Annotated in this window: 20 protein-coding genes; 9 read left to right on the top strand and 11 right to left on the bottom strand. The window is 41.8% G+C overall.

Annotated elements, in window-relative coordinates:
- Nucleotides 1-7: 7 nt before the first annotated feature.
- The 3 genes from LQ216_RS02145 to LQ216_RS02135 all read left to right on the top strand — a co-directional run bounded on the left by LQ216_RS02145 (nucleotide 8) and on the right by LQ216_RS02135 (nucleotide 3172).
- Entirely contained in the window at nucleotides 8-1102 is a 1095-nt protein-coding gene (locus LQ216_RS02145) for a GerAB/ArcD/ProY family transporter (protein ID WP_230126475.1), read from the top strand.
- Nucleotides 1086-2207, top strand: a complete 1122-nt coding sequence (locus tag LQ216_RS02140; RefSeq protein WP_230126858.1) for a Ger(x)C family spore germination protein — start codon at nucleotides 1086-1088, stop codon at nucleotides 2205-2207. The genes LQ216_RS02145 and LQ216_RS02140 overlap by 17 nt, the downstream gene beginning before the upstream one ends.
- Nucleotides 2208-2719: 512 nt before the next feature.
- The gene (locus tag LQ216_RS02135) at nucleotides 2720-3172 is read left to right on the top strand and encodes a hypothetical protein (protein ID WP_230126855.1); all 453 of its coding nucleotides are present in this window, start codon (nucleotides 2720-2722) and stop codon (nucleotides 3170-3172) included.
- A 193-nt stretch (nucleotides 3173-3365) separates the two neighbouring features.
- Here LQ216_RS02135 and LQ216_RS02130 read toward each other — a convergent pair whose 3' ends face one another.
- The 4 genes from LQ216_RS02130 to nagE all read right to left on the bottom strand — a co-directional run bounded on the left by LQ216_RS02130 (nucleotide 3366) and on the right by nagE (nucleotide 6464).
- Nucleotides 3366-3977 carry a DUF502 domain-containing protein gene (locus LQ216_RS02130; RefSeq protein ID WP_230126474.1) on the bottom strand — a complete coding sequence of 204 codons (612 nt, stop codon included), beginning with the start codon at nucleotides 3975-3977 and terminating at the stop codon, nucleotides 3366-3368.
- On the bottom strand, nucleotides 3978-4283 hold the full coding sequence (locus tag LQ216_RS20440; RefSeq protein ID WP_354958260.1) for an alpha/beta hydrolase: 306 nt from the start codon (nucleotides 4281-4283) through the stop codon (nucleotides 3978-3980).
- Nucleotides 4270-4947 carry an alpha/beta hydrolase gene (locus LQ216_RS02125; protein WP_354958258.1) on the bottom strand — a complete coding sequence of 226 codons (678 nt, stop codon included), beginning with the start codon at nucleotides 4945-4947 and terminating at the stop codon, nucleotides 4270-4272. Before LQ216_RS02125 ends, LQ216_RS20440 begins: the two co-directional genes overlap by 14 nt.
- A 143-nt stretch (nucleotides 4948-5090) precedes the next feature.
- A complete protein-coding gene (gene nagE, locus LQ216_RS02120) occupies nucleotides 5091-6464 on the bottom strand; it encodes an N-acetylglucosamine-specific PTS transporter subunit IIBC (RefSeq protein WP_230126473.1) in 1374 nt (457 codons plus the stop codon).
- Between the two features lie 248 nt (nucleotides 6465-6712).
- Here nagE and nagA point away from each other — a divergent pair, with 248 nt between their 5' ends.
- The 4 genes from nagA to LQ216_RS02100 are packed head-to-tail and all read left to right on the top strand — an operon-like array spanning nucleotide 6713 to nucleotide 10186.
- Nucleotides 6713-7915, top strand: a complete 1203-nt coding sequence (gene nagA / locus LQ216_RS02115) for an N-acetylglucosamine-6-phosphate deacetylase (protein ID WP_230126472.1) — start codon at nucleotides 6713-6715, stop codon at nucleotides 7913-7915.
- A 6-nt stretch (nucleotides 7916-7921) separates the two neighbouring features.
- Complete coding sequence (gene nagB / locus LQ216_RS02110; protein WP_230126471.1) at nucleotides 7922-8641, top strand: glucosamine-6-phosphate deaminase; 720 nt, start codon at nucleotides 7922-7924, stop codon at nucleotides 8639-8641.
- Nucleotides 8642-8694: 53 nt separating this feature from the next.
- Nucleotides 8695-9420 (top strand): GntR family transcriptional regulator, encoded by a 726-nt coding sequence (locus tag LQ216_RS02105; RefSeq protein ID WP_230126470.1) that lies wholly within the window; start codon nucleotides 8695-8697, stop codon nucleotides 9418-9420.
- A gap of 28 nt (nucleotides 9421-9448) precedes the next feature.
- On the top strand, nucleotides 9449-10186 hold the full coding sequence (locus LQ216_RS02100) for an SIS domain-containing protein (RefSeq protein ID WP_230126469.1): 738 nt from the start codon (nucleotides 9449-9451) through the stop codon (nucleotides 10184-10186).
- A gap of 41 nt (nucleotides 10187-10227) precedes the next feature.
- Here LQ216_RS02100 and LQ216_RS02095 read toward each other — a convergent pair whose 3' ends face one another.
- From LQ216_RS02095 to LQ216_RS02075, 5 genes are read right to left on the bottom strand one after another with little or no spacing between them, the layout of a single operon-like run.
- On the bottom strand, nucleotides 10228-11898 hold the full coding sequence (locus LQ216_RS02095) for an alpha-glucosidase (RefSeq protein WP_230126468.1): 1671 nt from the start codon (nucleotides 11896-11898) through the stop codon (nucleotides 10228-10230).
- Nucleotides 11899-11929: 31 nt separating this feature from the next.
- Complete coding sequence (locus LQ216_RS02090) at nucleotides 11930-12898, bottom strand: sugar phosphate isomerase/epimerase (protein WP_230126467.1); 969 nt, start codon at nucleotides 12896-12898, stop codon at nucleotides 11930-11932.
- 20 nt (nucleotides 12899-12918) lie between these two features.
- Entirely contained in the window at nucleotides 12919-13929 is a 1011-nt protein-coding gene (locus LQ216_RS02085; protein WP_230126466.1) for a Gfo/Idh/MocA family oxidoreductase, read from the bottom strand.
- Nucleotides 13926-14966: a Gfo/Idh/MocA family oxidoreductase gene (locus LQ216_RS02080; protein WP_230126465.1), complete on the bottom strand. Its 1041-nt coding sequence runs from the start codon at nucleotides 14964-14966 to the stop codon at nucleotides 13926-13928. Before LQ216_RS02080 ends, LQ216_RS02085 begins: the two co-directional genes overlap by 4 nt.
- A gap of 27 nt (nucleotides 14967-14993) precedes the next feature.
- On the bottom strand, nucleotides 14994-15701 hold the full coding sequence (locus LQ216_RS02075) for a ThuA domain-containing protein (protein WP_230126464.1): 708 nt from the start codon (nucleotides 15699-15701) through the stop codon (nucleotides 14994-14996).
- Nucleotides 15702-16272: 571 nt separating this feature from the next.
- On the opposite strand from LQ216_RS02075, the gene LQ216_RS02070 reads away from it, so the two are divergent.
- Nucleotides 16273-16773 (top strand): DUF3231 family protein, encoded by a 501-nt coding sequence (locus LQ216_RS02070; protein WP_230126463.1) that lies wholly within the window; start codon nucleotides 16273-16275, stop codon nucleotides 16771-16773.
- Nucleotides 16774-16846: 73 nt separating this feature from the next.
- A complete protein-coding gene (locus LQ216_RS02065) occupies nucleotides 16847-18064 on the top strand; it encodes an MFS transporter (protein WP_230126853.1) in 1218 nt (405 codons plus the stop codon).
- 124 nt (nucleotides 18065-18188) lie between these two features.
- Here LQ216_RS02065 and LQ216_RS02060 read toward each other — a convergent pair whose 3' ends face one another.
- Together LQ216_RS02060 and yhbH are read right to left on the bottom strand one after the other, a co-directional pair.
- Nucleotides 18189-18611, bottom strand: coding sequence for a hypothetical protein (locus tag LQ216_RS02060; protein WP_230126462.1), 423 nt, complete (start codon nucleotides 18609-18611; stop codon nucleotides 18189-18191).
- A gap of 109 nt (nucleotides 18612-18720) precedes the next feature.
- On the bottom strand, nucleotides 18721-19893 hold the full coding sequence (gene yhbH, locus LQ216_RS02055) for a sporulation protein YhbH (protein ID WP_230126461.1): 1173 nt from the start codon (nucleotides 19891-19893) through the stop codon (nucleotides 18721-18723).
- Nucleotides 19894-19926: the final 33 nt, after the last annotated feature.

Genomic DNA, 19926 nt, shown 5'->3' with positions numbered 1-19926 from the left:
ATAAAAAATGAAAGAGAAATTACATTACATCCATTTGGTCCTTTTAATTTACTTAATTCAAACGGGAGTAGCTTTATTTAGTTTACCAAATATACTAGCATACGATTTAGGAACAAATGGTTGGATTGCAGTATTGCTGGTGTCTATGCTTATTTCTTTGAATATTTTATTAATAGGAGCCGTATATAAGCTCGGGAAAGGAAAATCATTGTTTATTATTCTTGAAAATGGTTTACCTCGTCCTCTGCTATATCCCTTGTATATTTTTCTTCTAATTGTATGGTCGCTGCTTGCCTGTATTGTAGGAAAACAATATATGAACCTTTACCAGATTATCCGCTTCCATACTACTCCTGTAACGATACTAAAGCTAACCTATGATGTATTAGTCTATTTACTCTTGATTAAAGGGCTTTATAATATTGCAAAAGCCTCGACTATCATATTTTCAATCACCATTTTCCTGGCCCTGTTATTTACAACTCAGTTTCATGGAATTGAGTTGGCCCGCTTTACACCCTTTCTTTTTAAAGAAGGCAATGATTGGTTACACGGTATGATCGATACGTACATTGCCTTTTTAGGATTCGAACTTTCCCTCCTTTTCATCCCGTATATCAATAAAGAATCAAGATTTATTAAAGCAATGCTTGTTGGCAATTTAATCACGACCTTTATCTATACATATACCTGTTTTGTGATTTTCGGATACTTTGGCCATGCTTATTTGAGAGAATTACTATTTCCCCTTATGAATCTGCTATCAACGATCCATTTTCCTTTTCTCGAACGGCTGGAAAACTTACTGTATGGGCTTTTCCTGTTCAAAGTTTTGATTACTTCTGTCATGTATTATTGGGCAGCAACGGAAGCAGCAAAAAGGATCTTCAAGAGAACAGATGAAAAGCTTTTATCCTTTTTAATCATTGCCATAACCTACTTCATTTCCTTAGTTCCCGGTACATTGGATCAGATCTCTGAATGGCTCTCATTTTTATCGAAAATAGAGATAGCCATAGCGATTGGCCTCCCAGCTGTAGCCATATTGTTGCTAATGATACAGAAGGGAGGAAAAAAATATAGTGATGTCCAGAACCGCTAAAATCATTATCATATCAAATGTGTTGTTCTTTCTTACAGGCTGTAACGATATTAGGATATTAGAGGACCAGGCGATGATCCAAACAATCACTTATGATCTCGAAAAGAAAAATGATGATTCCAAAGTGGAAAAAATTAAAGTTTCCGTGTCGATTCCTTTAGCTGAAGAAAAAGGGAAACAGAAGATAATCAACGCAAAAGCAGCAAGCAGTAAAGAGGCACGACTAAAATTGTCCTCCCAAACCGGCTGGAACTTGGTTAATGGGCAGTTAAGAACCATTCTGATCGGAAAAAGCCTTGCTAGTTTTGGAGTAAGCACCCACCTTGATGCACTTGAAAGAGACCCTTCGATTGGAGGAAGGACAAAGGTTGCGATCGTCAATGGTGACGCTGCTGCGATGCTTTCCACCGACTATGATAAGCAACAAGGGACATATGAATACATTGATCGATTAATCGAAAAAGAAGTTCAAAATAATACATTTCCAGGACTAAGTCTTTACCATTTTGAAACAGATTATTATGACGATGGTGTCGATCCTGTGGCCCCGCTGCTCATTAAGAAAAAGACATATGTAGGTGTTGATGGAATTGCCTTATTTCAAGATGATCGTTATGTGACCAAAATTGATTCTACAAGGGCCATCATTTTCTCGCTCATCCATCAAGAATTAGACGATGGCCACATAAATTTTCGATGGCCGAGTAATAAAGAGGCTGACCCTGAATTTGTAGCTTTCTCAAATGTAAAAAGCAGTAGAAAACTGAATGTCAAGCATGACCCAAAGTCGAAGGACTTCACGGTTAATATTTCAGTAAAAGTTAAAGGGTCTATTTTGGAATACTTAGGGAATAAAAGCATTGGAGAAAATGAAAATAGAGCCTACATAGAAAGAAAAATGGAAGAATATCTCGAGCATGACATGGAACGATTAATTTCATTTACCCAAACACATAATGTAGATAGTTTCGGACTGGGAAAGGCCGTCCGTAACAGCATAGATTACGAAGAGTGGAAACGCCTCAATTGGCGAGACGTTTATCCAACCGTAAAGGTCAATTGTAAAGCGAATGTAGTGATAAGGGACTATGGTTTGGTTAAATGAAATATTTGAGTAGCGGGTTTGTGTCTTTTTGTAGCGGGGAATTTTCTTTTTTTAGCCGGTCTTCCTTTTTGTAGCGGAAATTCGGATTTTGTAGCCGGTTTCCTCCGTTTTGTAGACGGTAGTCTTCCTTTCGTCGCGGGAATTTTCTTTTTGTAGCCGGGTTCCTGTTTTGTAGCAGAAATTGGGGTTTTGTAGCGGGTTTCTTCCGTTTTGTAGCCGGTAGTCTTCCTTTTGTCGCGGGAATTTTTCGTTTTGTTGCTAATCCCCTTTTTGGTTGCGGAAATTTCGACTTTGTTGCCGGAACTCCACCTTTTGTTGCGAGGGGTTCCATTTTTATTGCCAATCCCTTTTGCTGTGAAGTTTCTGACTATCAACAGCTTTTCTAGGAAAAGGATTTCGTTCCTTATTTAAGGTTACGCTTTAAACAAAACATCTAAACGGTGTGTAATACTTGGTATAAAAAAGATTATAATTAGAATATAGAGACAGAAATCCAGGGGGGATATCATGTGATGGGCACCGGTTTGATTTTGTTAATGACTGTATTGCCAATCGTAATAATCGGATTTATCGTAATGGCCGTGGTTAAGAATGATAAGAAAGGTGGAAAAGATATGTTTAAGCAGCTGTATGTATATTTAGTGCTTTTTGCTACATTGATGATGTCAATAGGTGGTGGAATCGGTATTTTTATGGGGGTTGCGGATCTTGTGAGCCCTAGCAATATGTATTATGAATATGGAAGTTACGAAAGTTATAAGTCTGGTAATTATGAGGAAGGTTCTACAGTTAATGAAGCTCAAATGCGTGAAGACTATGACCAGATGATCGAAGATAGCAAAGCATCGGCGAGACAACAAGCAAGAAACACGATCATCAATAGCTTAGGATTCATCATTATTCCTCTCCCGATTTTTTTATATTTCAATAAAAGTAGGAAAAAGAAAGAAGAGATTGTAGAATAAGAGCTTAATACATGATACGGGAATTTTTAGATTTATTATCGAGTTTTTGGATTTATTATTAACTTTGGTACATTTATTATCAAGTTTTTGGATTTATTATCAACTTTATCCATATATCGATTTCTCGACAATAATCTTCATATTTCGACATAGGGTAAATAAATGGAGCCGGCTAATCGGCTCCTTTTTTATATTAATTGTTCTTTTGCAATTTGTTTGTATACTCCTGCTTTTCTTTAATTGTCATCCCCCCGGACAAAATGAATTTCATGGCATCTTCCGGCTTTACATCAATGATTTCCACCTGATCTTTAGGGATTAAAAAAGTGAACCCGGCGACCTGGAAGGTTTGCTGGATATAAACAGCCACATGATTCTTTAATGGATCATGCAGGCCTGCAAGATCCTCAGTCGTAACGAATCCCATGCTTTTGATTTCCGTGCCGGGGATCGTGATAAGGGCTACTTTTGAAAATGACTTTTTCTCCCCCAGAAACGAATTGATCGTGTCTTTTATAATAGAATAAATGGTTTTAACAATCGGAATTTTTTCAAGAAGCCGATCAATTAACCGGAAAATCGTTCCCGTCAAAAATTTTGTGGACAACCAGCCTAGTACCGTAATAAGCACGATCGTGACAAGCAATCCAATCCCCGGAATATAATCATCTTTTAAGTATGGTTTCAGGACATTTCCAAGAATCCCGTCTAAAAACATGAATGTTTTATAAACAACATAAATAACCAGAATAATAGGAACAATCGTCAAAATGCCGTTAATGAAATTGCGCAACATAGTCTTCATCTATATATCCCCTCGTCGTTCTTTTTCTCGGATATGCTTCCTGAGAAATTCCGTCACTGTTTTCTCATATCCCTCTTGATTGGTGTCGTATGCGTTACCATGCTCTGCATTCGCCACTAAAAAAAGCTCCTTCTCGCTTTTGGTTTCTTTATATAGGCGGTGGACCATCTCTACAGGTACGAAGGTATCTGCTTCACCATGAATGAAAAGGATTGGTTTGTCTGCCTTGCCTGCCTGCTTTAAAGCTGAAGCTTCTTCAAAGGAGTATCCCGCCCTGATTTTTGTCAGTAAACTAGTACTCTGCAAAAGTGGAAATTCCAGAAGATGGTACATTCTCGGGTAATTGGTAGGAAAGCACATCTTCAGCTGATGTATACGCACAATCTGATACTATCGCTTTTATTTGATCAGGCAGCTCTTCACCGCTGGTCATTAATACGGTGGCTCCACCCATTGAGACGCCATGGAGGATGATGTCCGATTGTTCTCCGTTCAATTTCAACACATAATCGATCCACTGCAAGTAGTCTTTCCGTTCGTCCCAGCCAAAGCCAATATAGTCCCCTTCCCTCTCCCCATGGCCACGGGCATCTGGCAGCAGGACATTAAACCCGAGCTTTTCATGATAAAATTTCGCATAAGTGCCCATATCCTTCGCTTTCCCGGAATAACCATGCGCGATGATTACTGTCTTAAGTGTCGGTTGCTTCGCTTCTAAATAATATCCCTTCAGCTTCAGGTCATCACCGGATGTGATCGTAACGTCTTCAAATGCGGTCTTCCCAATCCATTCTCGCCCTTCATAGGTCGTTGTCATCTCACTCGACACTTCCAGGTCCGGGTTTCCCTCGAGAAAATCCTTCGATGACCGGGCTACGGCGATATTATAGAAATAAAAGCTGGCCGCGATATCAACTATCAAGATCAACGCGAGAATGACGGCCAGTATTTTAGTCGTTTTTTTCTTCAAACATCATCACCTCGGGTTATAAGTAAGTTTCGTAGATTCATCTTATAACTTTTTCATGGTGAAATACTATATGTATCGAAAAAAAATCGGCAGGAACTTCCCTGCCGATTAACTGATTCTTTATTTTCTCTCTGCCTTTATAGTTATTCTCTATCCAATCTCTTCATCGCATCGGCAACAAACTCTACATCTGTCCCAACGATGATTTGCAGATTGTGGTCATTCATCTTCATGACTCCCTTAGCACCATGTGCTTTTAAGGATGAATCATTTACCTTGCCCATATCCTGTACTTCCAAGCGAAGCCTTGTTGCACAGTTATCGATGGAAGTAATGTTTTCTTTTCCGCCAATATCGTTCATGAATCGATGAGCCATTTGTTCATACTTATCATCGCCTGCTGACCCATTTTCGTCCACGATGAAAACATCATCATCTTCGCGTCCAGGCGTTTTTAAATTCAGCATTTTGATTAAACTATAAAATATCACGAAGTAAAGCACACCGAAAACCAAACCTACAAGCAACAGCATCAGTGGCTGCTCTGCAATATTAAAGTTCAATAAATAATCTAGTCCCCCTGCTGAGAAGGTGAAACCATTCCTGATATCCAGCAGAGAAGTAACCCACATCGAAAGGCCTGTCAAGACGGCATGGATCCCATAAAGCAAAGGTGATAAGAACATAAAAGAAAATTCAATAGGTTCTGTGATCCCTGTTACGAATGATGTTAATGCAACACCGGCAACCATTCCTGTTACCGCTTTTCGCTTTTCTCGTTTAGCTGCGGCGATCATTGCAAATGCAGCCGCCGGCAATCCGAACATCATGATTGGGAAGAAGCCCGTCATATAAAGTCCGGCAGTTGGATCGCCTGCAAAGAATCGGGCAATATCACCAGTCTTATCTGCATACTCCCCAAATTGGAACCAGAATAAATTATTCAAAACGTGGTGAAGTCCTAAAGGAATCAACAACCGGTTAAAGAAACCGAAGATTCCTGAACCAACTGCACCCAAGCCAATAATCCAATTACCAAGATCGTTAATTAATCCCTGAATCGGCGGCCAGGCAATACCCGCAATACCCGCAAGTACGATCATTACTAATGAAGTTATAATCGGAACAAAACGCCGTCCGCCAAAAAACGCCAGCCATTCCGGCAATTTAATATTATGAAAACGATTGTATAATAGCCCCGCGATGATACCGGCGATGATTCCGCCGAGAACGGACATATTAATATCTTTATCTATCGCTTTTGCACCTTCAGTTAAAACCAAATAACCAATTGCCCCTGACAACGCGGCGGCCCCATTATTATCTTTAGCAAAGCCCATCGCCACCCCGATAGCAAAAATCAGTGCCAGGTTGGCAAATATTGCATTTCCTGCATTTGCAATAAAAGGGATATCCAATAAGTCAGGCTGTCCAAGTCGCAGCAACAATCCCGCAGCCGGTAATACGGCAATCGGAAGCATTAATGCTTTACCAATACGTTGCAAAAATCCTAACATAGAATCACTCCTTAAAAAAATTTATAAAACTATGAAAACGTTTCCTTACTTGTGATAATTTTACCATCATAGACATATAGATGTCTATACCAATTTTCCTCCTTTCAATTTTTGCGAATAATAATAGAAAGTACTTTCTACTATTAGTATATTAACAAAAAATCATGTTATGATAGAAAATCAACTGGTCTAGACAACTATGTTTGAAAGGTGTAAGATTAAGGAAGCATAGAAAGGATGTAAAGCCTATGAACCCTGGAACTAACATCTTAATTAAGCATATCCAAATTTACACGGAACACAACGTGATAGAGAATGGATTTGTAAAAATTGAAAATGGCAAAATTAAAGAATTAGGAATCTTAGGAGGTTCTTCCTCCATAACCCAACTATCTGATCAAGAGCGCTATGAAGAAATTACGCTGCCCGCTCACTATAAAGCCATCCCCGGGCTGATTGATGTCCATATTCACGGCGTGAACGGAGCAGATACAATGGACGCGACAATCGAGGCATTGGAGACTATGGCTTCAGCTCTGCCGAAAGAAGGCACAACAAGCTTTCTTGCGACCACAATTACCCAAGAAAACGAAGCAATTGAACGAGCGTTACGAAATGCCCGTGATTATATAAGCGATCATCAGTCTCCGGGTGAAGCAGAAGTCCTTGGAATCCATCTTGAGGGCCCCTTTGTCAACTCCAAAAGAGCTGGAGCGCAACCAGTAGAATATATCGTTGATCCGAACGTGGAGTTATTCAAAAAGTGGCAAGAGCTCTCAAACGATACGATCAGACTTGTTACCTTAGCTCCCGAACAACCGGGCGGGCTTCAGTTAATCGAATATTTAAAGGAAAACGGAATCATCGCTTCCATCGGCCACTCAGATGCCACCTATGAAGAAGTTTTGGATGCGATCACTGCTGGAGCTACGCATGTTACCCATCTTTTTAATGGAATGAAGGGGATGCATCACCGGGAGCCTGGTGTCGTCGGCGCCGCTCTGTTGCGGGATGAGTTGCAAACGGAATTGATTGCGGATGGCATTCATGTCAGACCGGAAATGGTCAAGCTCGTCTACAACCAAAAAGGACCAGGCGGACTTTTATTAATTACGGATGCGATGCGGGCAAAGTGTCTAAAAAACGGAACATACGATTTAGGCGGCCAGGATGTTATTGTAAGAGATGATAAGGCATTTCTTCATGACGGGACACTGGCGGGAAGTATATTAAAAATGGACCAGGCTGTTAAAAACATGCTAACTTTCACGAACTGTTCGCTAGAAAGTGTCATCGAAATGGCATCCGAAAACCCTGCCAAAGAGTTGAATGTATTTGACCGCAAAGGAAGCATTGCTGAAGGTAAGGATGCCGATCTTGTTATTCTCGATGAAAACCATGATGTAGTGATGACATTTTGTAAGGGAAAACTTGCCTTTAAAAGGGAGTAGAGTCGAATGAAGATTATCGAAGTAAACGATTATCAAGAGATGAGTAAGCGGGCGTCAGATATAATCATTGAAAAAGTCCGTAGCAATCCTGCCATTACCTTGGGTCTCGCAACAGGCGGGACCCCGATCGGGACTTATGCTGCCTTAATTGAAGACCACAAAAATAAGCAAACTTCTTATGAGCAGGTCACCACCTATAACCTGGACGAATATATTGGTCTCTCTGGGAATCATCCTAACAGTTATCGTTATTTTATGGATAACAAGCTGTTTCACCATCTTGATATTCAAAAATCCAGGACAAAAATACCCCGTGGCGATACAGGCGATAATCTGGAAGAATGCGGTTCATATGAACAGTCCATCAAACGGCACGGCGGAATTGACCTTCAAATCTTAGGCATCGGCAGCAATGGACATATCGGATTTAATGAGCCTGGAACCTCTTTTGATTCAAAAACGCATATCATCGATTTAACCCCTACTACGAGAAAAGCGAATGCAAGGTTTTTTAAAAAAGAAGAAGACGTCCCTTATCAAGCCATGACTATGGGCATTTCGACAATTATGAAAAGCAAAGAAATCCTGCTTCTCGTTTCAGGGGACAAGAAAAAAGAAGCTCTGTACCAACTGTTGCATGGTGGGATTGATGAAAGCTTCCCTGCTTCCGTATTAAAAAAACATCCATACGTTACCGTTATCGCTGATAAAGCAGCTTTAGCTTAAGCAGAGAAACTTTACTAAGAGTCATGAATGGCGGCTAAAAGGAGAAATTTTTCATGATCAATAAGAATTCACCGGTGCCTATATATTATCAGTTACAGGAACAAATTAAGAACATGATTGAAAAAGGCGAGTTAACACCCGGAGATCTCATCTCTTCCGAAAGGGAATACGCCGAAAGGTATCAGATCAGCCGGATGACGATCAGGCAGGCATTGACCAAGCTGGTTGATGAAGGATATTTATATCGCGTAAAAGGAAAAGGAACCTTTGTCGCAGAAAGAAAGATCGAACAACCGCTTCAAGGCCTGACCAGCTTTACGGAAGATATGAAGGCACGGGGCATGGTGCCCGGTAACGAATTGCTCAGCTTTGAAATTATTCCTGCCAAAAACCTGATCGCAGGTCATTTGAATATTCAAGAACATGGACCGGTATATGAAATCAAACGCATCAGGTTAGCGGACGATGTACCGATGGCTTTGGAAACCACCTATATCTCTGCGAATCTTATAAAAGGGTTAACGGATGAAATTATGAGGCATCAATCATTATACGACTACATCGAGGACCTGCAGCAAGTGAAAATCGACCGGGGTGAACAGATTATTGAATCTTCCATCGCCGATCAAATGGAGTCGCAATATTTGAAGATTAAAAAAGGATCACCCATCATGCTTATCCAAAGAAAATCTTACTTAGAAGACGGCACCCCGATTGAGCTTGTTAAATCTGTATATCGTGCCGACCGCTATCGATTCATGATTAATATGAAACGGTAATCAGTGAAGAACCGCTGGAGGTTTTTAAATGTTCGACTTGTATTTCAAGAAAATCAAGGAACTATTATCGACGGTAGAGCAAAATGAAAAAGAAACGATCACAAAGGCAGCCGAAGCAATAGCCGAATGCATCCAACGGGATGGACTCATCTATGTGTTTGGCTGCGGCCACTCTCATATTTTGGCCGAAGAGCTATTTTACCGGGCAGGTGGTCTTGCCCCGATTCATCCCATCTTTGTTGAGGATTTGATGCTGCATAAAGGTGCGGTCCGCTCCTCCGTTCTTGAGAAGAAAAGCGGTCATGCAGCAACGTTCATGGGGAAAATCGAGATTACCTCTAAGGATCTCCTCATCGTTGTTTCTACTTCCGGCATAAATCCGGTTCCGATTGATGTTGCTGCAATAGCAAGACAGAACGGAGCTTTTGTGATTGGAATTACGTCGACGGGTTATGCAAAATTTCAGCCTTCCAGGCATAATAGCGGAAAGTATTTAGCTGATGTGGCTGACCTTGTGATTGATAATCATATAGAGGTCGGAGATGCCCTTATACAACTTCAAAGTGTAGAAGTCCGGTTCGGTCCAGGATCTACGGTTATCGGTGCTGCGATTGTCAACGGAGTGATCGTGGAAGCCGTGAAGATCATGGCTGAGAATCAGTTGGAGGTTCCAATCTTCAAAAGCGGCAATACAGATGGAGCAATTGATCATAATAGAAGGTTAATTGATAAATATAAAGATAGGATCCCTTTGTTGGATGATTAGGCAAGAAGAAATATAAAAACGGGGCAAAATGCCCCTAAATGTTAAGACAATAAATATACCCTTGTTTCGTATGGCTGTAGTGTGCAGTTCTGCGGTAAGTGCTGGTCCGCAATGTTATAGTTCGCAATGAGGAGTTCGGATTCAGAATAAGTTAACTCTACAGGAACTGTAAATGCCGTCTCACTAGCATTAAAATTACAAAGGACGAGTGCCTTTTTGTCTTCCAATGTACGCGTGTACACAAACAGTTTAGGATCCTCCTCCATCATCAGCTCATACTTGCCATAAACAAACAGTTCATGCTCTTTTTTAAGAATGATTAGTTTCTTATAGAAATGCATTATCGAGTCTGGATTGTTTACTTGTTCCTCTACGTTAATTTCTGTATAATTCGGGTTTACACCAAGCCAGGTTTTATCCGACGTCGTAAATCCGGCCATGTTTGTGGTGTCCCATTGCATCGGCGTACGGGAATTGTCCCGGCCCCTTGTCCAAATGACGTTCATAATCTCTTCGTGGGGTCTGCCTTTTGCACTTTCAACATTGTAATAGTTAATCATGCCCACATCATTGTAATCGTTAATAGAAGGAAATTGAACATTTGTCATGCCAATTTCCTGACCCTGATAAATGAACGGAGTGCCTTTCATCAGGAAATATAGCGCGGCCAGCATTTTGGCGCTTTCTTTCCAATACTCCCGGTCATTTCCCCAGCTGGATACTCTGCGTGGCTGATCATGGTTTTCTATGAATAACGCATTCCAGCCTCTGCCCTCTAGGCCATTTTGCCATTTGGTCAACATATTTTTTAATGTAATGACACCTATTGATCCTTCTGAGTCTTTATCCCAAAGGTGTAAATGTTCAAACTGAAAAATCATGTTGAAATAGCCGTCGTCTTCTCCCACCCATTTATTAGCGTCATCGATTCCTACACCATTTGCTTCTCCGACAGTCATCACGTCATAGTTTTTAAGCGTTTTTTGAGTGAACTCAGATAAAAACTTGTCGATGCCTTCAACATTCATCATATATTCAAAACAAGATACATAATCTAATTTCTCTGGATTAGGCATATCCGGGAAACCTGGTTTCTTTTTGATGTGGGAAATAGCGTCCACACGGAAACCGTCTATGCCTTTTTCCAGCCACCAAACAACCATTTCCTGCAAAGCATCTCTTACGTCAGGATTTTCCCAATTCAAATCGGGTTGACGTGAAGAGAAAATGTGCATGAAGTATTGTTCAGTTAGTGCATCATATTTCCAGGCAGAGCCGCTGAAAATGGACTCCCAGTTATTTGGCTCTTTTCCGTCTCTGCCGTCACTCCAAATGTACCAATCCCGTTTTGGGTTATCTTTCGATGAACGAGATTCGATAAACCATGGATGTTCATCACTAGTATGGTTGATAACCAAATCCAGAATCAATTTCATATCACGCTTATGAACCTCTTCAAGGAGTTCGTCGAAATCGGACATAGTCCCGAATTCTTCCATGATATCCTGATAATCTGAAATATCGTAGCCATTATCGTCATTCGGTGATTTATACATAGGCGATAGCCAGATTACGTCGATTCCCAACTCTTTCAGATAGTCTAATTTTGAGGTGACTCCTTTTAAGTCGCCAATTCCATCGCCATTGCTATCCATGAAGCTTCGGGGATACACCTGGTAAGCGACGCTTTCCTTCCACCATTTTCTATTCATTCTCCACCTCCGAATATTTTGGGTGTCGCCCTTACGCCCACCACATCTGCGAAGGTGATTCTTCAATCAAGACATTTTTTAAGTTTGTGACTGCGCGTTTAAAGCCCTCATCAATCGACATAATCGGATCCTCGTGTTCGATGCTGACCACATAATCGTAACCATATGTACGAAGGGCACTCATCATGTCAGACCACTCTTGCAAACTATGCCCGCATCCGACAGAACGGAATGACCAGGCTCTTGTTTTCACTTCCCCGTATGGCTGCATGTCCGTTAAACCATACATATTCACATTATCTTGGTCGATGTATGTGTCCTTGGCGTGGAAATGGTGGATGGCATTTTCTTTTGCCAAAATTTTAATCGCTGCGACCGGGTCAATTCCCTGCCACCATAAGTGGCTTGGATCTAAATTGGCACCGATTGCGTCACAGGTCTCTTCCCGCAGTTTTAATAGTGTATAGGGAGTATGGACCAGGAAACCGCCATGAAGCTCCAAACCAATTTTTACGTTGTGCTGCTTGGCATATTGCCCTACTTCTTTCCAAAATGGAATCAGTTTTTCTTCCCATTGCCATTTCAGGACATCGCCATATTCATTTGGCCACGGGGTGACAGGCCAGTTCGGATATTTGGCTCCTTCATGATCTCCAGCTGTACCCGAGAAACAGTTTACAACCGGTACTTCTAAGAGTGATGCCAGTTTAATAGTTTTTAAAAGTGTTTCGTGAGATTCTTGTGCAAATGTTGCTTCAGGGGAAATCGGGTTGCCATGACAGCTGAAAGCGCTGATGGTTAAATTTCTTTCCTGTATTTTCTGCATATATTGATTTCGTGCTTCTTCACTCTCCAATAGAGTGTCGAGATCGCAGTGGGCCTTTCCCGGATAACAGCCGGTGCCAATTTCTACTGCGGTTAACCCCGCATTTTTCACGGTATCCAGCATGTCTTCGAAGGACTTGTCGGCAAATAGGACGGTAAATACCCCTAATTTCATCTCAATACTCCTTTTCTTGATCAGGATTTATTTTCATAGATTGCTTCGATAATTTGTGATACTTGAAGGGCCTCCTGGGGCTGGACGATAAGCCCGGCCTTTCCAAGACAAGCATCCACGAAATTTTGCGCCTGGGACAGCCCAAAATCTTCGTTGCCAGGAAGCCACGCCGCCTCACTGTTTAACAGCATTCCGTTTTTGACCGTGTAGAGCTCAAACGGAAAAACACTCAAGCCTCCGTCTGTTCCTGAAATGCTGACATGCTCCTGATCGTCTTTAATATTCGCTGCCCAGGATGTTTCAAAAAGCATGGAAGCCCCATTTTCAAACTTTATATAGGCGGTTACATGGTCATCGACATCAAAGGTGTCATGATCATAATCACCCCATATATTGATTTGATTTGTTGTTTTACTGAGCCTGTTGTAGGTACTCCCGTGGATAGAAATTGGTTTTGGGTTACCTGTCAGCCAAAGCGCTAAATCAAGCAGATGGCATCCATAATCAATTAAGCTGCCGCCGCCTTGAAGTTCTTTATTCGTAAAAACGCCCCACCCAGGTACCTTGCGGCGTCTTAACGCTTGGACCCTGGTTACAAGCGGCGTCCCTATTTCCTGCATCGCCTTTTTCGCTGCTTGAGCTTCCTTCATGAAACGATAATGATAGGCAATCGCGAGAACCTTGTCCGCTTTTATTGAGGCGGAAAGCATGACCTCGCATTCTGCTAAATTCATAGCCATTGGCTTTTCACACAAAACATGAACCCCGGCCTCCAAGGCGGCAATAGAAATTTCCGCATGGAACTTATTCGGTGTACAAATACAGACCGCATCGACTTTTGAAAAAAGGTCGTGATAGTTTTCAAACACATGAGGAATCTTATATTTTTCCGCGGTTTCCTTAGCACGTCCAATATTTACATCGCTTAGGGCCGTTATTGTACACTGATCATGCAACTCCAGAAAAGCAGGAATATGGCGGGTTTGGGCAATCCCGCCAACGCCAATGATTCCAATTCGCAATGCAGTCACACTGTTGCCCCCTTTAGTCGTACAATTTGCTTGGTTGCATTCGATTCGATGGCAGCCAAAATGACCTCCAATGACTTCATGCCCTCTTCACCCGAAACGGGCGGCTCCTTATCATAAAGAATCGAATCGACAAAATTCTCTATAACGTGTGAGTTGCTTTGGCCGTCGTCTTCATTGGACTGAATTTTTCCAAGCTGATAATTTACTACTTCTCCGTTTGCATATTGAACGACCAAGAAATTGGTCGGGTCATCTTCTAAACGAAGGATGGCTTTCTCCCCATAAATAATCGTTGAGTTATCCTCATTGCCTACATAAGCCCAGCTAGCAGCAAGAGTACCAATAACATTGTTTTCTGTTTTCAGCACACAAACGGCATTGTCGTCTACATCTGCGAAATCTTTTGCGCTTGTTTCAACAAATGCACCTACTTCGGAAATTTCTTCGCCGAGCACATATCGAAGTAAATCTGTCTTATGGACGCCTAGATCGCCCATTGCACCAATGAAGGCTTTCTCCTTTTGAAAAAACCAGCCGCCTTTTCCCTCGACACTCCAGCCTTCCGGTCCGCCATGGCCGAATGCTGTACGAAAGCTGTATATTTTGCCGATTTCTCCGCTGGATATCAATTGCCGTGCTTTTTGATGGGATGCTACAAAACGCTGATTGTGAGCAATCATTAACTTTTTACCGCTTCTTTTAGCAGCCGCGATCATCGCTTCTGCTTCTTCTTTAGATGTGGCCATCGGTTTTTCACAAAGCACATGAATCCCAGCGTCTGAGGCCGCAATAGAAATCGGGGCATGAAGATAATTCGGTGTACACACACTGATGGCATCTACCTCACCGCTATGCAATAATTCCTCATAGCTGGTATATGCTTTAACTCCATATTTCCCTGCCACTTCTTTTGCACGCTCTTCCACAATGTCGCAGACCGCAACAAGCTCCACACCTGGATTTATTGCATATTCCGGTAAATGACGATGCTGGGCAATGCTGCCGCATCCAATAACGCCAATTTTGATCTTTGTCATTATTTTTTCCTCCTAAGCTCTTTTAATTTACTCAAGTGGTTGCGCATTTCCATAAACAGGCCTGTTACGTTCCACAGGCTTAGCCCACTTTACGGCATTGATGATCACACGTTGAATCTGTTTATTATGATACGTCGGATACGTTTCGTGTCCGGGCCTGAAATAAAACACTTTTCCATTGCCGCGACGATATGTACAGCCACTTCGGAAGACTTCGCCGCCTTCAAACCAGCTCGTAAAAATAAGTTCATCAGGTTCAGGAATATCAAAATGCTCCCCGTACATCTCTTCTTTTTCTAATTCAATATACTCGGCAATCCCCTCTGTGATCGGATGGCTCGGGTTCACGACCCAGAGCCGTTCTTTTTCATCGGCTTCCCGCCACTTTAAATCACAGCTCGTACCCATTAACGTTTTAAAAATTTTTGAGAAATGGCCCGAGTGAAGAACAATCAGGCCCATTCCATCAAGAACGCGCTGCTGTATCTTTTGAATAATCTCATCTTTTACTTCTTCGTGGGCCAGATGCCCCCACCAAACTAATACATCGGTATTAGTCAAAACATCATCAGTTAAACCATGCTCCGGCGCATCAAGTGTAGCCGTGCTTGCTTCAAAACCTTCTGTTTTTAAAAATTCAGCAATCGCACCATGAATGCCTGTCGGATATAGATCTCTCACAACCGGATTATTTTGTTCATGTCGATTTTCATTCCATACAGTTACTTTTAACATAGTGATAACACTCCTTTTAAAAAGATAACTTTATCTATTATGACGAACTGCCCATTAAATCTGACATCGCTCATATATATTTGGATAATCACTCATATATTCTGTTTATCGAGCTCAAATCCGGATAATCACTCATATCTCCAATACCAATCTTAAAAATCAAACCTTGAAATATCCTCACCTTCACTGCAACGGCTTTGGCACTTGCACTACATCCAGTCCATCAAACGTCCAAATATCCCTACATTAAGTTATCAATAGAGTGTAATAATTTCTTATGCAAACAAAAAGCAGAATGAGTCACCGGGCCATACTGCTGCTTATACTCTATGGATGATTAGGGCGATATTCATTCGGGGTGACACCTTCGACTTTTTGCATACTTTATCGAAAATACTTGTCATCCTGGGATCCGATCATGACTGGAGATTTCATATTTTTTCTCTTTAATAACTTCTTCAAACACACCTATTTCCCCTGCTTTTACCGCTAATTCAATTTAGGAAACTTCGTACATAAATTCAACTCCTTGTAAGCAAAATAAAATGAGAATTGTTTAGGAGGGATAAAGTTGGGAATTTTAAGCGGTAATCCAAAGGAGGAGCCCTTACATTCAGGGGAGGTGTTCCATCTTTGGACCCATTTGCAGGCAACAAAAGGGTTATTGGTCACTCTTCAGGTTTTAATTAACCATACGGGAGACAACGATTTAAAAATATTATTAGAGGATCTTAAGGATAATTGCATCAAGCAAGAGGAACAGCAGGTCGAGGCCATTTTAAAAGAGAGCGGTATTCGCCTTCCGCCCGCTCCTCCTGACCGCCCTAACGTTGAATTGCAGGATATTCCGGCTGGAGCTCGGTTCAATGACCCGGAAATCGCTGCTATGGTGGCGAAGGAAATAGCTGCAGGCATGCTGTTATCCAGTTCCATTATGGGGTTATCTATTAGGGAAGATATAGCTGAGATGTATGGGGAATTTCACGTACAAAAAGCTGAGTACGCGGCAAAATTGCTGAAAATTAATAAGGAAAAAGGCTGGATTGTCCCGCCGCCATTAATGGCCAAGTAGGATACAATCAACCAATAGAAATCTAATATGTATATAAGGATGTGTACATCAAGTGGCCTCCGCAAATAAAGGCATGTCCATCGTAGCTATAGGCTCCATACCGCTCATCATGACATTAGGCAATTCGATGTTAATCCCGATTCTGCCCTCCATGAAATCAGCCTTAAAGCTGACAGCGTTACAAGTAAGTTTAACAATCACGGTTTTTTCGGCTGCAGCTGCCATTTTCATTCCTGTACTTGGATACCTTTCCGATCGGTTCTCCAGAAAAATCATCATTATCCCATCATTGATTTTATATGGGATTGGCGGGCTGCTGGCGGGCTTTGCTGCCTCAACATTCGCAAACCCTTATGTTTGGATACTGGTGGGACGCATTCTGCAAGGAATCGGCGCATCAGGCACGGCGCCCATTGCGATGGCTCTCGCCGGTGATCTGTTTAAAGGCAGCGAACAAAGCAGGGTTCTTGGTGTAGTCGAGGCGTCAAATGGCTTTGGGAAAGTCCTGTCGCCTATCCTTGGTTCCCTGTTTGCCATTATTGCTTGGTATGCCCCGTTTTATGCGTTCCCGGTTTTCTGTCTTTTGTCGATTTTGCTGACATGGTTGTTTATCAAAGAAAAGCGGAATAGACAGGCTCCGCCTCCGTTCGCTAAATATGTGCTTGGCATTAAGCATGTATTTAAACAGGACGGAAGATGGCTGCTGGCAACATATCTTGCAGGGGCAACCTGTTTATTCACTTTATTTGGCATACTGTTTTATCTTTCGGATGTCCTAGAGAAACAATATAACATTGACGGAGTGAAAAAGGGACTTATACTCGCTATTCCATTACTGGTTATGTGCATCACTTCGTATATAACAGGAAGTAAAATTGGGAAGAATTTAGAATTGATGAAAAAACTAATTGTCATCGGATTCTTATGCATGACTCTTTCGTACGGATTATTGGTTTTCTTTGAAAAACTAGTGCCATTCTTATTTATTTTGGCTATTAGCAGTTTGGGGACCGGTCTTGTTCTGCCATGTATCAATACGCTGATTACCGGTTCAGTGGGAAAAGAGCTAAGAGGCTTTGTCACCTCTCTGTATAGCTCGGTCCGATTTTTAGGAGTTGCCGTCGGTCCGCCTATCTTCACACGGTTGATTGAGTGGTCGCGGACAGGCATGTTTATTTCAATTGCCGCCTTGACCTTAATAGTCGGCATGCTTGCTTTAATAATGATCCATGTAAAAGGAAAAAATGGGGAACCCAAAAAGGATACGCCAATCCGGTATAACTATATGTAGAATAATTTCTAAGCCTACTTTTTCCGCCAGCTTAATGTGTATGTTTGATGATCATTTATTTTAAAAATGAGATCCACCATAGAATGAACTCGGGTCAAGTCTACTTTCTATTCCTATTCAATTTTCAGATGGGATATGTTTCGTGTATCATTTCGTTGTCGGAATTCTGTTTTTGTTGCCGGACCCATGTTTTGTTGCAGAAATTTCCGTTTTGTTGCCGGTTTGATTGGTTTTGTTGCCGGAACTGGAACTTTCGTTGCTGGAATTCTATTTTTGTTGCCGGACCTTTGTATTGTTGCGGAAATTTCCGTTTTGTTGCCGGTTTGACTGGTTTTGTTGCCGGAACTGGAACTTTCGTTGCTTGAATTCTGTTTTTGTTGCCGGACCCATGTTTTGTTGCGGGAATTTCCGTTTTGTTGCCAATTTGATTGATTTTGTTGCCGGAACTGGAACTTTTGTTGCCGGAATTCTGTTGTTGTTGCCGGACCCATGTTTTGTTGCGGAAATTTCCGTTTTGTTGCCAATTTGATTGGTTTTGTTGCCGCACCAGGAACTTTTCCTGTTTCAAAAAACAAATGAATGTTAGACTTTTATATATTTATCAGTCAAATGCAAAAGAATAAATTACCGACAGAGCGAAGCCTGTCGGTTTTGGGTTACGCATATTTCTTACTCTCTTCATCCTTAAAAAAGCTTCTCATCGCATGGAATACGTCTGCCTTTTGCTTTAAAATATAATAGCGGAATTTTTCATTGTTGATGTTTTTGTAGGCGCTCATGAGAGTGGAATGCCTATTGTACTGATTTACTTCTCCGTATCCAAACATATTCGATACCTTCATCAGCTCCTCCACGAGCTTGACGCAGCGCGCATTGTCCGAAGTCAAATTGTCACCGTCTGAAAAGTGGAACGGATAGATGTTGAACTTCACTGGGTCGTATTTGTAGTCAATCAGCTCCAGGGCTTTCCGGTATACCGATGAGCAAATAGTGCCGCCGCTCTCCCCTTTTGTAAAGAAGTCCTCCTCCGGAACGATTTTCGCTTCGGTATGATGGGCGATAAATTCAATCTCGACTGTCTCATATTTGGTCCGCAGGAATCGGTTCATCCAGAAGAAAAAACTGCGTGCCATATACTTTTCCCAAATTCCCATCGAGCCTGAGGTGTCCATCATCGCAAGCACGACGGCTTTAGAATCCGGTTTGATCACTTCATTCCACGTCTTAAATTTCAAATCCTCCTGATAAATCGGATGAAATCCTGGGGTACCGGTCAATGCGTTGCGTTTGAAAGCGGTTATCATTGTTTTCTTTTTATCGATGTTGCCCATCAGTCCCGTTTTCCGTATATCATTGAATTCGATGTGCTCTACGGTGTTTTCATCCCGTTCTTTTTGCTGTAGATTCGGAAGCTCGAGCTGGCTGAATAAAGCATCTTCAATCTCCATCATCGAAACTTCCGCTTCATAATAATCCTCACCGGCCTGATCTCCCGCACCCTGCCCTTTTCCTGGGCCGTTTTGTTGGGAAGCGGAACCATCCCTGGCGACTACATCCCCCACCTTGCTGTCGCCGTCTCCCTGCCCGACATGCTTATTTTTATCATAGTTATATCGTATCTTATATTCATCCAAAGAGCGGATCGGGATTTTGACAACATCACGTCCATTTGACATTATTATGCTTTCCTCTGAAATTAAATCAGGCAGATTATTTTTAATCGCTTCTTGAACTTTTTCCTGGTGACGCTGCTGGTCATCATAGCCTTTGCGGTGGAGGGACCAATCTTCCTTCGAAATCACATACTGATGATTGTTCTCTTCTGTCATTATTTTTCCCCTCCTTAATTTTTTTGCACATTT

The organism is Bacillus sp. CECT 9360, assembly GCF_918741275.1.
GTDB lineage: Bacteria > Bacillota > Bacilli > Bacillales > DSM-1321 > Peribacillus.
Note: the sequence above shows the minus strand (reverse complement) of the source record. Positions and strands in the feature narration are given on the sequence as shown.

Coding starts and splice junctions, on each gene's coding strand:
- LQ216_RS02100 (WP_230126469.1), top strand. CDS start 9,449: ATGTTCGACTTGTATTTCAAGAAAATCAAGGAACTATTATCGACGGTA.
- nagE (WP_230126473.1), bottom strand. CDS start 6,464: ATGTTAGGATTTTTGCAACGTATTGGTAAAGCATTAATGCTTCCGATT.
- nagA (WP_230126472.1), top strand. CDS start 6,713: ATGAACCCTGGAACTAACATCTTAATTAAGCATATCCAAATTTACACG.
- LQ216_RS02130 (WP_230126474.1), bottom strand. CDS start 3,977: ATGAAGACTATGTTGCGCAATTTCATTAACGGCATTTTGACGATTGTT.
- LQ216_RS02145 (WP_230126475.1), top strand. CDS start 8: ATGAAAGAGAAATTACATTACATCCATTTGGTCCTTTTAATTTACTTA.
- LQ216_RS02075 (WP_230126464.1), bottom strand. CDS start 15,701: ATGTTAAAAGTAACTGTATGGAATGAAAATCGACATGAACAAAATAAT.
- nagB (WP_230126471.1), top strand. CDS start 7,922: ATGAAGATTATCGAAGTAAACGATTATCAAGAGATGAGTAAGCGGGCG.
- LQ216_RS02095 (WP_230126468.1), bottom strand. CDS start 11,898: ATGAATAGAAAATGGTGGAAGGAAAGCGTCGCTTACCAGGTGTATCCC.
- LQ216_RS02105 (WP_230126470.1), top strand. CDS start 8,695: ATGATCAATAAGAATTCACCGGTGCCTATATATTATCAGTTACAGGAA.
- LQ216_RS02140 (WP_230126858.1), top strand. CDS start 1,086: ATGTCCAGAACCGCTAAAATCATTATCATATCAAATGTGTTGTTCTTT.
- LQ216_RS02065 (WP_230126853.1), top strand. CDS start 16,847: ATGTCCATCGTAGCTATAGGCTCCATACCGCTCATCATGACATTAGGC.
- yhbH (WP_230126461.1), bottom strand. CDS start 19,893: ATGACAGAAGAGAACAATCATCAGTATGTGATTTCGAAGGAAGATTGG.
- LQ216_RS02135 (WP_230126855.1), top strand. CDS start 2,720: ATGGGCACCGGTTTGATTTTGTTAATGACTGTATTGCCAATCGTAATA.
- LQ216_RS02080 (WP_230126465.1), bottom strand. CDS start 14,966: ATGACAAAGATCAAAATTGGCGTTATTGGATGCGGCAGCATTGCCCAG.
- LQ216_RS02090 (WP_230126467.1), bottom strand. CDS start 12,898: ATGAAATTAGGGGTATTTACCGTCCTATTTGCCGACAAGTCCTTCGAA.